This is a genomic window from Bacillus sp. FJAT-52991, from assembly GCF_037201805.1.
Lineage (GTDB): Bacteria > Bacillota > Bacilli > Bacillales > Domibacillaceae > Bacillus_CE > Bacillus_CE kandeliae.
Genome location: NZ_CP147404.1, coordinates 1,608,664 through 1,624,652 on the forward strand (window position 1 = coordinate 1,608,664; position 15,989 = coordinate 1,624,652).

The window sequence follows — 15,989 nt, forward strand, 5'->3', positions numbered from 1 at the left end:
TTTGATATAATGAGTTTCGTGTGAAATGTTCTAAAAATTTAAACTGTTTATAGAGGCGGAAAGGGATTAGCGAAGAAACTGCTCGAGCATAATATAGATGAAAGCAGAAGACGTGGGGTAAAGAGAATCTGGCTGCACACTTCTGAAGATGGAAAGCGTCTATATAAAAAAATGGTATTTACAATGAATGATAGTGAAATGGAGTTATTTCTATAAGGTAGTAGATTTGCAACTATTTGACTAAATCTATCAGAATCGATACTATGACTTTAGTAGGTAAATGGGAAGATAAGGAGCTAACAATCATGGCCGATTTTTTAGATTTAATTCAAGAGAGACGTTCTGCAAATAATTTTCTTACCGATCATCCGATTTCTAAGAAAGAACTAAATGAAATGTTTGAATTAGTCAAGCTGGCACCTTCAGCCTTTAATTTACAACATACAAAGTATATTGTTGTCACTGATCCAGAAGTGAAAGAGAAAATGAAGGAAGCGGCGTACGGACAATATAAAGTGGAAAGTGCTTCTGCCGTTATTCTCGTATTAGGTGATAAAAAAGCCTTTCAACAAGCTGCTCAAATTTATGAGGGCTTGAAATTATTAGGGATTGTGAGCCCACAAGAATATGATCACATGGTAAATGACACCGTATCATTTTACGATGGTCGAGGGGAGGCTTTTCAAAAGGATGAAGCGATCCGAAACGCTTCCTTATCCGCAATGTTCTTTATGTTAGTAGCTAAAGAAAAAGGGTGGGATACTTGCCCGATGATTGGATTTGACCCGGAAGCAATGAGACAAATTCTTCCTATTAGCGATGAGGACGAAATCGTTCTTATGATGACAATTGGAAAAGAAAAAGTAGAAAGTAGGAAACCAAGAGGCTATCGCAAGCCGGTTAGTGAATTTGTGATGTATATTTAATGTAATGCGTTGGTGGAGAGGGTTGAAAATTCTTCCACTAGCGCATTTTGTTTTTGTTAGATAAAAGTTGTTTATTCATAATTCGTGTTATTCTTAATGTTTTGTGTGTTAATTTTTGGTATAATGATTTGGATATGAATATGTGTGAAAAAATGTATATTTCATATTGCGTCGCCAATGAATATTTTGAGCATATATACGAGGTTTTAAAGTATGGAATTTTTGTATTTATCTGATTTTAATATGTTAAGTGATATTCATTATTATAGTAGAAGTTTTGAACATAAAGTGATTAGGGAGGTGTATTGGTGAAGAAGTGGGTTATAATTTTAACTGCGATCATAGCGGTAGGAACGTATTTAGCTTGGACTAAAACACATTTAGAAGAGCCAGTTGTGATGTCAGTTCAATTTGATGAAGCAGCTAAAACTCTAGCAGTTTCTTATATAGTTGAAAAAAATGATGGTACATATGTAAAAGAAGTGGCAGATGATACAAAAAGTTTTTCTCCTCCTCGTTCGAATGGTGATCAAGATAGGAGAGCAAATAATACGCAAGTACTGGCTAAGCAAAATGGCTATGAACTGCGAGAAGATGTCATTGAATTGACAGACGATCAACTTGCCTATTTTTTATCTTTAGAAGGGCGGGCAATACCCGTTGATATTTCATTTGAAGACTACTCGCCGATCGAAACAATACTTGTGTGTTTATTAAAAGATGAGGCGGTTGAGGTAACAAAGCAAGATGAAGCACTTGTCTATACATTTACAGCACCGGAAGATATAACGATTCGTTCAATTGGTCACTATGACAGTGTAGCTATGATTTCCTTTGAGGAAGATGACTTTCCATTAGCTCTTAAAAAGGGACAATCTGTGGATATTCTCATTCATGATCCGTATAAGCTTGCCTCACATGATGAGTTACTCCTTGAAATCGCTACGACAAATGATCGGTCGTTTACACAGCATTTCTCATTGACAGAGCCTATTCCAAAGGGATATTTAAAGCAAATCGTGAATCAAGCGAATGCAGAATAATTTAATAGAAGCAGTTATCTTCTAGCTTGTACAACAAACACCCGCAGTGATTTTATCTGCGGGTGTTTGTTGTATATCGACATTATAAAAGTGTTTGTACCTACGAGTTTGATAGGTTGTTTATCCCGCATTAACGGGCTGTAAGACCCCCACCTCAACATGGCAGAAGAAACGCAGACGTGTAGGTGGGGGATGAAGAAAACCCCCATTGATTGAAATTTCATTTTATGGATTAATTGGTTGTATTTTCAATTTGATCGTGTTAGAATTCAAGATAATAAACGATTGGTCATAAAATGAACCAATGGGTCATGAAGGGAGCCACAGATAAAATGAACAATGATAAAAAAAATGAAAAGCAGAAGCAGATTTTACTGACAGCAATGAATTTGTTTGCCAACAAGGGCTATCATCAAACTTCGATGAAAGAAATTGCTGATGTTTGTGAAATGTCCAAGGGCGGCTTGTATCTATATTTTAAATCGAAGGAAGATTTGCTTCTTATGATCTTAAAATATCATTTTCAAATGCTTGATGATCAGTATGTGTTAGTTGAACAAGATCCACATTTGAATATAAAAGAAAAGTTTACGAAGCAAATGGAAATTTCTTTAAAACATGCGATTGAGTACGAAGAATTTAATAATATGAGAATGCAAGAAACAATAGTTGATTTAGAAAATGAAGCGATTCACCAATATATTCAACAGAAAAATATAGAGATGATGCAATGGTGGGAGAAATATTTAATTGGTATATATGGGGAAGAGGTTAAGCCTTATTGTTTAGATTGTATGGTCATCCTAAATGGAATGATTCTCATGTTTATGAAGGTATTGAAAATAGAAAATCTTCCAATTGATACGGTGGAATTTACCGAGTATATCCTTAGACAATTAGATTACATTGTGGAAGGAGTGCTAAAAGATAAGGAAAAACCTTTGATTGATGGAAGTCTTTGGTCTAGTAAGCAGGGGGGACTTTACAAAGAAAAACAGCATCCGCTGATTTTGATCAAAAAAATGAAAGATCAAATAACGCAATTACCGAAAGAAGACCGTGTTGAAGAGGCACTACAATCGCTTGGCATAATGGAGCAAGAGCTTATGGACATGAATCCTAGAAAAGCGATTATAAGTGGGATGATTCGTAACTTATTGGGGATTCAAGAATTAGTAGAAATGACTCGTGAATTAAGTAGCGTGTTGAAATCAGATATAGAAATGTAATTAAGAAGAGAAAGTTATGATAAAAGGAGGTTGTAAGTATGAGAAATCAATACGAATTTTTATCTGAGGATCCCAATATAAAGGTGAAGCCGATTGTTTTTTCTTTAATTATTGGTGCTTTCTTTGCAATTTTAAATGAAACGTTATTAAATATCGCTTTAACGACATTGATGGATGAGTTCCAGCTATCGATTACAACTGTTCAATGGATGTCAACAGGTTTCATGTTGGTGATGGCGATTGTGATTCCATTATCCGCTTTATTGCTTCAATGGTTTACAACACGACAAATGTTTTTGAGCACAATGCTCATGTTTACCATTGGTACGATTATTTGTGCAATCGCACCGAATTTTACAATTTTATTAGTCGGTCGATTTTTACAAGCGGCTGGAACAGGTTTGTTAACACCGATCATCTTTAATGTTTTTCTACTGCTTTTTCCACCAGAACGTCGTGGAGCGATTATGGGAGTAGTTGGATTAGTTATTATGTTTGCCCCTGCAATTGGTCCAACCTTATCGGGAGTAATTGTGGAATATCTGGGGTGGCGTTACTTATTTATTACAGTGATCCCATTTGCGCTTTTTTCGATCCTATTTGCTTATAAATATTTAGTCAATGTTTCAGAAGTGACAAGGCCTAAAATCGATTTTTTATCCATTATCCTTTCGACGATCAGTTTTGGCTGTATTGTTTTCGGGTTTAGTTCTGTTGGTGAGGCTGAGTCTGGCTTTCTTACGCCAATCGTTTACTTACCTATTCTAGTCGGGGTGATTGCTTTATTCTTCTTTTGTAGAAGACAATTGAAATTGGAAGAACCGATCATGGATCTAAGGGTATTTAGCTATCCAATGTTTAGGCTAGGTGTTTTTCTGTTTGTCATCATTATCATGACTATGCTTTCTTCAGAGGTCATTTTACCGTTGTATATGCAGGGACCTTTAGCAATTACAGCTGCGACAGCGGGCTTGATCCTCTTACCTGGGAGCTTGTTAAATGGGATTATGTCACCTATTATGGGACAATTATATGATAAATTTGGCCCGCGTAAATTAATGATTCCAGCGACAATTGTATTCAGTGGCACAATGCTTATATTAAGCAAATTAAGCTTACAAACACCGATTTGGATCATTATTGTCTGTTACATATTATTAATGGTTTCTGTTTCAGCCACATTAATGCCTGCGCAGACGAATGCGTTAAATGCATTGCCTAAACATTTATATCCACACGGAACAGCTGTTTTGACAACGTTACAACCTATTTGTGGTGCAATTGGCGTATCGGTATTCGTTAGTTTAATGAAGGCGAAGCAAAATAGTTGGTTAAGTCAATCGTCAACACCAGCCGATCCTACGACCATTAATGAAGGTTTAGTAGCAGGGATAGAACTTGTTTATCTTATTTCATTCGGATTGGCTATTTTAGCTTTCGTTATTTCCTTATTTGTGCAGCGAGCAATGCCTAAAGAAACAGAGAATTCTTCATTAGAAAAACAAGTACAATGAGATAAGGAAAAAGTAAAAACACACGATGAAGGTTCTGATTGAACTGCACCCCAATTGTTAGACACAATCTAACAATTGGAGGTGCAGTTTTTCTATGGTTAAATACACTGCAGAATTTAAAATACAAGCTGTTACTCGTTATTTAACTGGTCAAGAAAGCTTTAGAAAAGTCGGAAAAAAGATAGGTATTCCCTTCCGTCTTCTTTGTACATGGGTGAGACACTATGAACATAGTGGTGTAGAAGCGTTTGTAAAACCATATACAAATTACACGCCACAGTTTAAACTAGACGTACTAAATTTTATGATTGAAAATGGTACGTCCTTAGAGGAAACAGCTGCTATTTTTAAAATAGCGACTCCTTCTACGATTCATGTTTGGAAGAAACAGTTTGAAACGCAAGGAATCGATGCCCTTCAATCAAAGAAAAAGGGGCGTTCATCCATGAAAAAAGATACAAAGAAACAATCAAAACAAGCACCAGTAGAAGGCTCATTTGAAGCGCTTGAAGCTCGCATTAAACAACTAGAAATGGAAAATGAGTATTTAAAAAAGTTGAATGCCTTAGTTCAAAACAAGGAAAAATCACCAAGGAAGACAAGGTAAAGGTCATCTATGAATTAAGGCATAAATACTCGGTGAAGGCGCTCGTGGCATTCGCAGAAATTCCACGTAGCACGTATTACGATTTGGTCAGGAAAATGAATGGACCAGATCCAGATGCCGATTTAAAGGCTGAAATTCAAGCGATTTATGAGGAACATGAAGGTCGTTATGGCTATCGTCGTATTCGCGATGAGTTAGCGAATCGTGGGCAAAAAGTGAATCATAAGAAAGTACAACGAATCATGAAGGAATTAGGTTTAAAATGTCTCGTACGCATGAAAAAATATAAGTCTTATAAAGGCACTGTTGGTAAAATCGCGCCGAATATGTTAGCTCGTGAGTTCACAGCAAAAGCTCCGAACGAAAAGTGGGTAACAGACATTACAGAGTTTAAGTTATTTGGTAAAAAACTCTATTTATCGCCGGTATTAGACTTATTTAATGGAGAAATTATTACTTATACAATCAATTCTAGACCTATATACTCTCTTGTTTCAACAATGTTAGAACAAGCTTTAGAACGATTACCAAAGGAACACTCTCGTAAAGGAAACTGTTACGACAACTCCGTAATGGAGAATTTCTTTGGCATTATGAAGTCGGAATTCCTTTACTTAAAGGAATTTGAGAGTGTAGAACATTTCAAATTAGAACTAGAAAAATATATAGATTATTACAACACGAAACGCATGAAGGCAAAATTAAAAATGAGTCCGGTAGCGTACCGAACTCATTTTATCCAAGCTGCCTAATGAAATAACCGTGTCTAACTTTTAGGGGTCACTTCATGATTTGAACTTCTCATTGTGTGTTTTTACTTTTTTAAGATGTGATTCGTCTCGATTTTCTTTCTCAATATTGCACCGAATACAATAATATACTATTGTTGTATTCGGTGATATGGTTCGTCAACTTAAACCATTCAACTGATTATTGGAGGTATTTAATTGAATGAATAAACATGACCAACTAAATATTATTAAAGAAGATTTTATTAATTGTCAAAAAGTACTATTGGCAATTGGTGATGAAACACGTCAAGCTATCTTGTTAGTTCTAATGGGAACGGATTGTCAAACGGGATTGCGTGTAGGGGAAATCACTGAACAAACACATCTTTCTCGACCAGCTGTGTCACATCATCTTAAGATTTTGCGAGATGCCGGTATTATTTTAATGCGTAAAGAAGGTACAAAAAACTTTTATTATATTAATGTACGTACAAAATTAGGTTTATTAAAAACTCTTGTCTTGGATATTGAGAAGTTAATGCAAAACTTTTATTAAAATTATGGCATATAAACATACAGTATTTGGAGGTATAGGAAATGAAAGCAATGGTTATTGATAAGTATGGGAAAGTCCCAATGCGTATGGAAGAAATGCCTATTCCTGAAATTAATGAATATGAGGTACTCGCAGAAATTTATGCAGCTAGTATTAATCCTATTGATTTTAAGATACGCGATGGGAAAGTGAAATTGTTAGTTAAATATAAAATGCCTCTTATCCTTGGTAATGACTTTTCTGGTGTCGTGGTAAAGGTTGGAGCCAAAGTGACTCGTTTTAAAGTTGGTGATGAAATATATGCACGTCCACGGAAGAGTAACATCGGTACTTTTGCGGAATATATCTCAATTCATGAAAATGACATAGCCTTAAAACCTAAAAATTTGAGCTTTGAGGAAGCCGCCTCGATCCCACTGGTTGGGTTAACCTCATATCAAGCCTTACATGACATAATACAATTACAAAAAGGACAAAAGATTTTGATTCAAGCTGGGGCTGGTGGTGTCGGTACCTTTGCTATTCAATTGGCAAAATTAATGGGTGCTACTGTTGCAACGACTACCAGTGAAGCTGGTACGAATTTAGTAAAATCTCTTGGTGCAGATGAAATTATTAATTACAAGGCAGAAAAATTTGAAGATATACTGAAAAATTATGATGCAGTATTTGATACACTTGGGGGCAAGATACTCGAAAAATCATTCGATGTTATAAGAAGCGGAGGAAAAATTGTTTCCATTTCAGGAACGCCGAATGCTCGTTTTGCTAAAGAATATGGTTCAGGATTTTTTAAAACGTTGTTGTTTTCAGCAGCAAGTAATAAACTTACTGCACTTGAAAAAAAGCATAATGTTCAATACACGTTTTTGTTTATGAAGCCAAGTGGAGATCAATTACGTATTATTGCAAACTTTATTGAGTCTGGTAAGATCAAACCTGTAATTGATAGAGTTTTTTCTTTGAAAGATGCTCAAAAGGCGATGGAATATTCGGAGTCGGGAAGGGCTAAAGGGAAGATAATTTTAAAAATCAGATAGTTATCAAACTTGACTCTCTCCTAAAAGTTAGCTCAATAATGCTCTTTGAAATGTTCAAACTTTTTTATAAAAGACTTATTCAATGGAATATATTAAGGGCTTGTTTTGATCAATATTTCTTCAAAACAAGCTCTTTCTTTTTTTCGTTTATCAAGGTTATTAGCCTCAAATTGATCAAACTTTGTTTTAAAGCCACAATAAGAACCAGGTAAATAATCAGAAGTATCAACTTTATACTGGTTAACCGTTGATAAATCAAGACTTAAAGTTATCAATTTGGGAAATGAAAAATTGAAAGGGTGACAGTATGGATAAATAGCATTTTATCCAATTCATGATTATATTTTGCCCTTTTCCGTATGGATTAGTCTCTTCTGAAGACGCGTACTTCATTGATCGATGAGATACATGATAAAGACGACTCATTCCCAGTCGGCTCCGAATGCAGCGAAAAAGTACGATGCAGAGAAAGTTGCCGATTCTATGAACATCGTGATGCCTAGCCCGTAATAGATAGGGAGCCCCGGCTGGCCCGAATATCCAAATTCAATGGTATTATCGGGACCAATTGCAAGTTTGTTGCCGCAAATGAGTTTCGGTACATCTCTCACTCTAGTGCTGCCGTCAAATATGTGTACTCTCCTAATGCAACTACTAACGTCTGAATTTCCTAGAATAAAGATACGTCTAAGTTTCGGACGGACGCCTCCAAGGAGTACTGGTGAGGGCATCGGAACATGAAACCATTGGTTGGTGCCCCTTCTTAGGGTTACCTGTGTGCCGAAACCTAAGCGAGTAAATCTGTCGAGCAATTCTGGTGTTTCGGGGACGACCGCGTTGCCATGAGTCCACATCGCTGTAAGTGCCATAGTCTTCCTCCTAGTTATAAGAATTTGCTTTTTCTATTCAGCAATATTCCGTTAAACATAAAATTATTACAAAAACCGTTACTTTACCGGATTTATATTAGGGGCTGATTCATTAAAAAAATGTTTTAGGATATAGAAAAAAGTATTAGACTGTTAAAAAATAGTTGTAAACTGAAAAGGTGTTTACTGTACATGAAAGCACTTTTTGTTAACAGAAATGTAGCTTTGAAATAAAGTTGCACCGTCTTATTCTTTTTCGATTAAAGACTTCTAAATGAGTTTTGATTAAACTTTTTTATAAAACTAAATGTTTATTTTCTGTAGAATAAGGATTTGTGAGCTGTTTTTAATTAAACTTTATTCCAAAGCAACACAAGAGCATATTTTTGGTCACTAATGTGGTCACTCAACCAGTTAAAATCGTCTCAATAACACTATTTTCTGTTAAAAACCATCATTCTTCCTACTAATCTTCTCCATCACCTTTTCGAACTCATCCGGCTTCAAAAACTCAATCGGCGAAAATCCTTTTTCAAAAACAACCGAGTCCGCTTCCATTAAGAGGACATAACGATCTCCTAGTTTAGCCAAGTGAACCGATTCTCCGAAGTCAGACAGCATGGCGTTGACGCCCATGTGATCAAGTTTCATTTTTAGCTCTAATTCAGGTGTATGTTCGACCATGCGAGCAGAGGCTTCGACGACTTCATCGGTTGTAAATCGTTCTTGCAGCTCTCGTTTCGGACTGTCTGCCCAAACTTCCATGGCTTCTTCAAATTGCTGGAACTCTGGGCTTTCTTCTTCTAACTCTTCGATGGTATACTCCCGCACCATATCAATGACTTGGGATTTGACGATCTCAGGCATTGACTGTTCGTAGCCAACGTATTTTAAGAAGTCCTCAAAGTAGCGAGCGTGGGAGGCTTGGTGGATTTTCAGTTCGCCTTCTTCGACCATTCCTTCTTCCGGCATGTATGGATATTGGATCGACTTCATGTTTTTTGTTGTAATGGCTAGTTCCACATGACGGATAAGGGAAGAAGCATCTGTAATAGTTGCTACTTTTGGTTCGAAATCGCATTTTAATAGGAATACAAAGGCATCGTCGAAGTATTTTTTGATTTGCGCCTTAGCAACTATAAATACGCCACCTCTGACCGCGCTTGTTTGTGTATAGAGCGTGGCAAATTGTTCGCTTGCTTCTTGAAATTCGAGTACGGAGTAGGCCGCGCGTGCTTTGGCGAACAAGTTGTAGTTCGGATTGGACGTTAAATCATGTCCAGGTTCAGCGGTGAAATAACCGATTTTTGTTGGAACTTGTTCGGCTTTTGGGTGTCGATCGGCTTTTCGTTTAGCGATTTTCGTAAATTCTCCATCTAAAAAATCTTTGAGTGGATTGTTTTCGTATTCTTCTTCACCAAGAGTTTGATAATGCTGAGCACGCTTAATAGCATCGTCGCCTTTGCCGTCGACATGAACGACAAAGAACGATAAATAGTTTATTGTAAAATCCAATGAACATCACCTGTTTTTCTTATCGATTCTTTAAAATAATTTCTCGTAGTTGTTTAATTCCCTTTTCAAAATCCTCCATTGAAGCATAGCCGTAGGACAAGCGAATAGCGGGAACGGATTCTTCTGTATAGATACTGCCAGGATTTAAAAGAATCCCTTGTTGATAGGCTTTTGAATACAGCTCTTTATATGGGATTTTGACTTTTAATTTTAGCCAAATTAAAAATCCTCCAGCGGGTACATTCCATTCTGCCAAATCCTTCATGTAGTCATCAAGAATTTGCATCGCCTTTGTTCGGCGCTTTTCTAATTGCTCTCGCACAAAGGATAAATGGTTTTCGTAAAGGCCGCTCGAAATCCATTCAGCCGCCACTCTTTGTGACAGGGAGCTAGAACCATAGTCGGTTTGCCTTTTGATGTCAGCTAATCGATCAATTACTTGTTCTGGTCCTGCGATCCAACCGATACGCAGACCGGGACTTAATGTTTTCGACAGGCTGCCTAAATAAAGGACATGACCGTGTTGATCTAATGATTTTAATGAAGGGGGAGGTGGTCCATCAATCCAAAGCTCACGGTAAATATCATCTTCAATAATTGGCAATCGTAATTGTTCACAAACATTAAGTAGCTCTCGTCGCCGTTCTTCCGTCATTAGGATGCCTGTTGGATTATGAAAACAAGGAATCGTGTACAGAATGGATTGCTCGTTTTCGTAATGTTTTTTAATGGCCGCTGCATTCATTCCTTGGTCATCCATCGGCAAGCCGAGAAGCTTCATTCCAGCTGATTGAAACACTTGTAAGGAATATAAATAAGAAGGTTTTTCTAATAAAATCGTCGAACCTCTATATAGAAGACCGGCTGAAATTAACTGCAGACCTTGTAAAGCACCAGATACAATCAAGATGGATGACGGAGACACTTCTGTCCCTTGTCGATTCATATATTCACTAATGGCTTCTCTTAAAGGCAAAAATCCTTTCGGTTCTTCATAGCCAAAAGGCTCTAAACTACCAGCGAGTCGCATCATCACTTGTTGCATATGATCGGTAGGGAATATATCTTGTGCGAGTTCGCCTTTGCTTAACTGAATAAAGTGATCTTGATGTTCTTCACTCCCTTCAACAGAGCCTAATTGAGTCGCTTTAGTTAGGTTGGATGAAGCCGTTTCATTCCAATCAGGAGGGGGAGAGGTAGCGAGCAGCGTCCAAGTATTATTGACGACGATTGTTCCTTTGCCCATCACTCCTTCTAGCAAACCGTCTGCTTTTAGTTCTTCGAGAGCGGTGACAATTGTGCTGCGGTTGACACCGAATAATTCGGCTAATTTGCGTTGGCTCGGGATTTTGCTTCCAATTGGCCAGTCGCCCTTCAAGATGTTTTCTTTTATGTAATTAATAACTTTTTCATATTTTGCTTGATTTTGCACCATTGCTTATTTTCTACTCCCTATATTCATGCTTTGACCATTTTGCTAAATGTTGATCGTTTATTGTTATTATAAACGATAAATAGCGATGGTTCATGAAAAAAAGAAAAAGGCTCTATTCGATTTAACACAGTCCGAGAGAATTCCCCTTCCTCAAGGAGCATGAAGGGCACAGCCCAGCGAATAGGGAGGGGATGAATGTCGGTTCAGCCTAGCCGAAAAGCGTTTGGTTGATCGCCATCCGATCTTTGTCAAAAGAAAAAAGGGTTAAATTTTCCATTTCTTCTTGGTGGGAACTTATGTTCGTATTATAATGATGACAAGGAGGGATGATCATGTATCGAACGTTGAAAACAGGCTTTACGGCGCCTCAGCCAACGCTTCAACAGTTGTTTCACCTACGCCGGATCTGCGGAACGATTTGGAATGAATGCGTCCAGCTGGCCCGGTATTACTACCGGATTCACGGAACATGGATCAACAAAAGCGATCTTCAATCCGAACTCAAAGGCTTGTATCCTGTTCACAGTCAGACGATCCAAGCGGTGTGTCACAAGTTTTTGCGTGCTCGAGACGGGGGTCGCCAAGCTCGGAAAACGAATAAGTCCATTCGGTATCCATACAAGGAAAAGTTCGTGTTCCATCCAAAGTGGGTAGACCAATCTTTCGTACTCAAAGGACGCAAACTGACGCTCAGTCTAGGCAGGTGGAAGGGAAAACAGCAGACACCGCTCGTGTTGACGCTCGCCTCGGTCCCAACTGGCCTGGTCAAAGAAGTGGAACTTGTCTATGACGGCCGGTGGCATGCCTGTTTGTCGTATGAAGACGGCATCCACCCTGTCCCGATTCCAGATGGTCATACGGCAGCGATTGATCCGGGTGAGATTCATACGATTGCCGCCGTCAGTACCAGTGGACAAGCGCTTGTGATTTCTGGCAGGAAGATGCGTAGTGTTCACCGGTTGCGAAATAAAAAAGTGAGAGAACTACAAATCCTCATGAGTCGGTGTCAAAAAGGATCAAGGAAATGGCGCCAATACCATCGAGCGAAGAAGTACATTCTCTCGAAAAGCGAACGGCAGCTAGGGGATCTCCTGCACAAGACGACCCGTGCCTTTGTAAATTGGTGCGTGGAACAAAGGATCGGGCATGTCGCTCTTGGCGATGTGGAAGGCGTTCAGCGACACGCAAGCAAGCGAAACAAATGGCGAAAACGCATCCGCTCCAAACAAGTGAACCAGAAGATCAGCAACTGGAGTTTTGGAAAGCTGACTAAACAATTGGTCTATAAATTAGAAGCGGCAGGCGTCTCATTATCGAAAGAAAATGAAGCCTATACAACGCAAGCATGCCCTGCTTGCGGAAAACGGAACAAGGTCCGTTCACGAAACTACCGATGTTCTTGCGGATATGAACGGCATCGGGATGTCCACGGTGCAGGGAACATCTTATCCCAGTATTTGCACGGGAAGTTTCGAGAAGTGATGCTGACTGGTATCACGTATCTACGTCCTGTACAGGCGTAGTAGATGGGTAGAACTGCCCCAGGGGGAGATGGCTGTACTTTCGATTCTCTCTCTGTTGCTTACGGTGGCAGCCAGCCGTCGGGAGACGTCTTACGTCAAGACCACTGCTTCCTGTATGGGAGCGTCAGTCCCTAAGAAAGACGAGGGTGTCGTGTACACCTATGGACATCGTCCAGCTTCTGATTTCGAGGGGATCGACAAGAAACCCCCACCTCAAGCGCGAACGATAGGTGGGGGAGGTTCATTGATTTGACGAAAATATAGTGACTTTATTGGAGAGAATGGTTTATGATAATGATTAAAATTTTTTGAGTAATGGAAGAAGGGCAGTTGATGTCTTTTGCTAAAAAAATGGATTTTACCTATAGTGATTTTACTAATTATTTTATTTCTTATACCGTATTCGCTACCTTTTATACTTGCCTTAGTGACGGCTGTTTTGTTAGAAAATTCCGTCAAATTGTTTATGATCCGGTTTAGATGGCAACGATTTCGAGCGGTTCTTGTCACTTTTATTCTTTATTTAATGTTTATCGCACTATTTGTATGGTTTGTTGTTAATCTCGTGATCGATCAAATTGTGACGCTAGCTCAAAAAGGACCATCATTTGTGACTAATTTCTATAAAGAATCATTGATTCAGTTCGTGGATCGATTCCAGTATTATTTTAAATCTTTACCGCCAGATGTCATTCGTTCATTTGAACAAACACTTGAAAAGTCGATTGATTCTGTCACTCAAATGGCTCAATCAATACTTGAATGGCTATTCGGTTTAGCAACAGCCATACCGGGATTTTTAATAGAGTTTTTAGTGTATTTAATCGCTGTCTTTTTGTTTAGTCTCGAACTTTCTCGGCTGAAAATAAAAACGGAACGACATTTAAAGGAGTCGACTAAAGAGAAATTATATTTAATTACTGGTCAATTAAATAAAGCAGGTATTGGCTTTATTAAAGCACAAATTTTCTTAAGTGTGGTCACCTTTTTAATGGCGTTTATCGGCTTATCTATTTTGCAAGTGCCATATGCCGTTTTGCTTTCGATATTAATCGTTTTTGTTGACATACTACCGATTTTAGGGACGGGTTCCGTTCTTGTTCCATGGGCGGTCATCTGCCTTTTCCAAGACAATCAATTCCTCGGTATTGGGTTAATTCTCTTGTTTATTGTTATTACCGTTGTCCGCCGTATTTTGGAACCGAAAGTCTTTTCATCCAATATGGGGATTTCTCCATTAGCTGCTTTGATCAGTTTATTTGTCGGCTTTAAAATATTAGGATTTATCGGCTTTTTCGTTGGACCGGCGATTGTCATTGTTTACGATACGCTACGAGAAGCTGGAATTATTAAAAGTAGATGGAGAGTTTAGAATGTCAGCTTTCTAATAGAGAGCTGATTTTTTTATGAAAAACTAAAGTGAAACTTCAATCAGTGGGGGTTTTCTTCATCCCCCACTGATTGTTAGTTGAACGGATCGGGCGTTTACGGGCTGTTGATCCCCCACCTACATCCCTGCGCTCCTTCTGCCATGTTGAGGTGGGGGGTCTTACAGCCCGTTAATGCGGGATAAAAGATTCTTTAAGTTGGAGGGAAAGAATGAAAATCATTTGAAGAAAGCAGTTCCAACAGTCATCAAACCATTGTAAGAATAAATAAAAAAACCAGGAGATGTCCTGGCTTTTGGATGTGAAGATTAAACGATTTCCGCATTTTTAGTAAAATCTTCTTGCTCATAATAGGCGTGTTTCACTAAAATATTGGGTCCTAGACATTGAACGCTTGGGCAGTGACAGTTTAATTGAGAGGCAATCGAGGAGCTCATCCAAGTGTGATAAGCCTCTTGTAAGGTATGGGTTTGAATATTACCTAGTGGAGGAGCATCTCCAAAGTCCGTTACAATAATATCGCCATTAAAAATATTAATGTTGAGTCTCGAACGCCCATCAGGGTCATTTCTTACCGTGACCATATTTTCGTTTCGAAGTCGTTTTAATAATTGTTGGTCCTCGTCTGTTTGGCTGCATGAATAAAACGGAAGTGTACCAAAGAGCATCCAAACATTTTGATCACGAATATCCAGTAAATGATGAATCGCTTCACGCATCTCATGTAAAGAAAGGGATTCTAATGCACTAGCAAAATCGCTTGGATACATCGGATGAACCTCATGACGAGCACAGCCCATATCATCAACAATTTCGCGATGAATCTTCTCTAAATAGGGAAGCGTTTTTTTATTTAACATCGTCTCCGCTGAAACCATTACACCCATTTTTGACAGTGCCTTACTATTATCAATCATTCTTTGAAAAAGAGCTTCTCGCTGGGCGATCGTCGGTTTTCGTTCCATATTAGCAAATCCGGTCTCAACAAATTCTTCGATCGTTCCCCAGTTATGTGAGATGTGCAGCACATCTAAATAAGGTGTAATTTCTTCATAACGAGACAATTCGATTGTTAAATTGGAATTCATTTGTGTATATACATCACGTTCATGAGCGTATTTTAACAGCGGTAACACGTAATTCCGAACGGATGATTTAGATAGCATAGGCTCTCCGCCTGTAATGCTAAGGGCCCGCAAGTCTGGCACTTCATCTAGTCTCCGAATGATGAGGTCCAGTGGCAATGCTTCAGGATCTTTCGTTTGTAATGTATAGCCAACTGCACAATGCTCGCAACGCATATTACATAATGTCGTTGTTGTAAACTCGACATTCGATAATCTCATATGACCGGCCGTTTGGATATCCAAATAAGATTCCCATGGGTCAAATTGTGGATGAATCACTTGTTTCATTGTAAAACCTCTTTTCTGTAGACGTTAATATTATAACTCTTTTCGAAAAGAAATGGCTAGGGGGAAAACGAAGTTAGACAAGCCATCTCTTGTTTTTTATGCAATCTATGGTTAAACAATGATTCATTTTAACTATCAATCTTGAGAACTATTTTTTCTATTTTTTAGTATCTTTTCTTTGGAAACAATTTCACCTAT

At 38.4% G+C, this 15,989-nt stretch carries 13 protein-coding genes and 1 pseudogene; 10 read left to right on the forward strand and 4 right to left on the reverse strand.

Translation table 11 applies throughout. The features are described from left to right. Positions 1–69: 69 nt before the first annotated feature. The 8 genes and pseudogenes from WDJ61_RS08200 to WDJ61_RS08235 all read left to right on the forward strand — a co-directional run. A pseudogene (locus tag WDJ61_RS08200) lies at positions 70–216 on the forward strand (GNAT family N-acetyltransferase); the annotation flags it as partial. Positions 217–305: 89 nt separating this feature from the next. Then, a complete protein-coding gene (locus tag WDJ61_RS08205; RefSeq protein ID WP_338754365.1) occupies positions 306–926 on the forward strand; it encodes a nitroreductase family protein in 621 nt (206 codons plus the stop codon). Positions 927–1,234: 308 nt separating this feature from the next. Further along, on the forward strand, positions 1,235–1,969 hold the full coding sequence (locus WDJ61_RS08210) for a hypothetical protein (RefSeq protein WP_338754367.1): 735 nt from the start codon (positions 1,235–1,237) through the stop codon (positions 1,967–1,969). A gap of 332 nt (positions 1,970–2,301) precedes the next feature. Beyond that, on the forward strand, positions 2,302–3,198 hold the full coding sequence (locus WDJ61_RS08215) for a TetR/AcrR family transcriptional regulator (protein WP_338754368.1): 897 nt from the start codon (positions 2,302–2,304) through the stop codon (positions 3,196–3,198). A gap of 38 nt (positions 3,199–3,236) precedes the next feature. Then, entirely contained in the window at positions 3,237–4,712 is a 1,476-nt protein-coding gene (locus WDJ61_RS08220; protein WP_338754369.1) for an MDR family MFS transporter, read from the forward strand. A 94-nt stretch (positions 4,713–4,806) separates the two neighbouring features. Further along, positions 4,807–6,071, forward strand: a protein-coding gene (locus tag WDJ61_RS08225; protein ID WP_338754370.1) for an IS3 family transposase whose coding sequence is annotated in 2 segments (ribosomal slippage) — positions 4,807–5,260 and positions 5,260–6,071 — 1,266 coding nt in all. Because the reading frame shifts where the segments join, the coding sequence is not laid out codon by codon here. 199 nt (positions 6,072–6,270) lie between these two features. Beyond that, on the forward strand, positions 6,271–6,606 hold the full coding sequence (locus WDJ61_RS08230) for a metalloregulator ArsR/SmtB family transcription factor (protein ID WP_338754372.1): 336 nt from the start codon (positions 6,271–6,273) through the stop codon (positions 6,604–6,606). A gap of 41 nt (positions 6,607–6,647) precedes the next feature. Next, positions 6,648–7,646, forward strand: a complete 999-nt coding sequence (locus WDJ61_RS08235; RefSeq protein WP_338754374.1) for an NADP-dependent oxidoreductase — start codon at positions 6,648–6,650, stop codon at positions 7,644–7,646. Between the two features lie 422 nt (positions 7,647–8,068). Here the strand turns inward: WDJ61_RS08235 and WDJ61_RS19025 are convergent, their stop codons facing one another. From WDJ61_RS19025 to WDJ61_RS08245, 3 genes are all read right to left on the reverse strand, one after another. Continuing rightward, positions 8,069–8,515, reverse strand: coding sequence for a DUF6623 family protein (locus WDJ61_RS19025; protein ID WP_413789067.1), 447 nt, complete (start codon positions 8,513–8,515; stop codon positions 8,069–8,071). Positions 8,516–8,959: 444 nt separating this feature from the next. Continuing rightward, positions 8,960–10,030 carry a DUF3900 domain-containing protein gene (locus WDJ61_RS08240; RefSeq protein ID WP_338754375.1) on the reverse strand — a complete coding sequence of 357 codons (1,071 nt, stop codon included), beginning with the start codon at positions 10,028–10,030 and terminating at the stop codon, positions 8,960–8,962. A 19-nt stretch (positions 10,031–10,049) separates the two neighbouring features. After that, entirely contained in the window at positions 10,050–11,465 is a 1,416-nt protein-coding gene (locus WDJ61_RS08245) for a PLP-dependent aminotransferase family protein (protein ID WP_338754376.1), read from the reverse strand. A gap of 332 nt (positions 11,466–11,797) precedes the next feature. Here WDJ61_RS08245 and WDJ61_RS08250 point away from each other — a divergent pair, with 332 nt between their 5' ends. Both WDJ61_RS08250 and ytvI read left to right on the forward strand, forming a co-directional pair. Further along, entirely contained in the window at positions 11,798–12,988 is a 1,191-nt protein-coding gene (locus WDJ61_RS08250; RefSeq protein ID WP_338754378.1) for a transposase, read from the forward strand. Positions 12,989–13,328: 340 nt separating this feature from the next. Continuing rightward, positions 13,329–14,360, forward strand: coding sequence for a sporulation integral membrane protein YtvI (ytvI, locus tag WDJ61_RS08255; protein WP_338754379.1), 1,032 nt, complete (start codon positions 13,329–13,331; stop codon positions 14,358–14,360). A gap of 324 nt (positions 14,361–14,684) precedes the next feature. Here ytvI and yfkAB read toward each other — a convergent pair whose 3' ends face one another. Further along, positions 14,685–15,791, reverse strand: coding sequence for a radical SAM/CxCxxxxC motif protein YfkAB (yfkAB, locus tag WDJ61_RS08260; RefSeq protein WP_338754381.1), 1,107 nt, complete (start codon positions 15,789–15,791; stop codon positions 14,685–14,687). Positions 15,792–15,989: the final 198 nt, after the last annotated feature.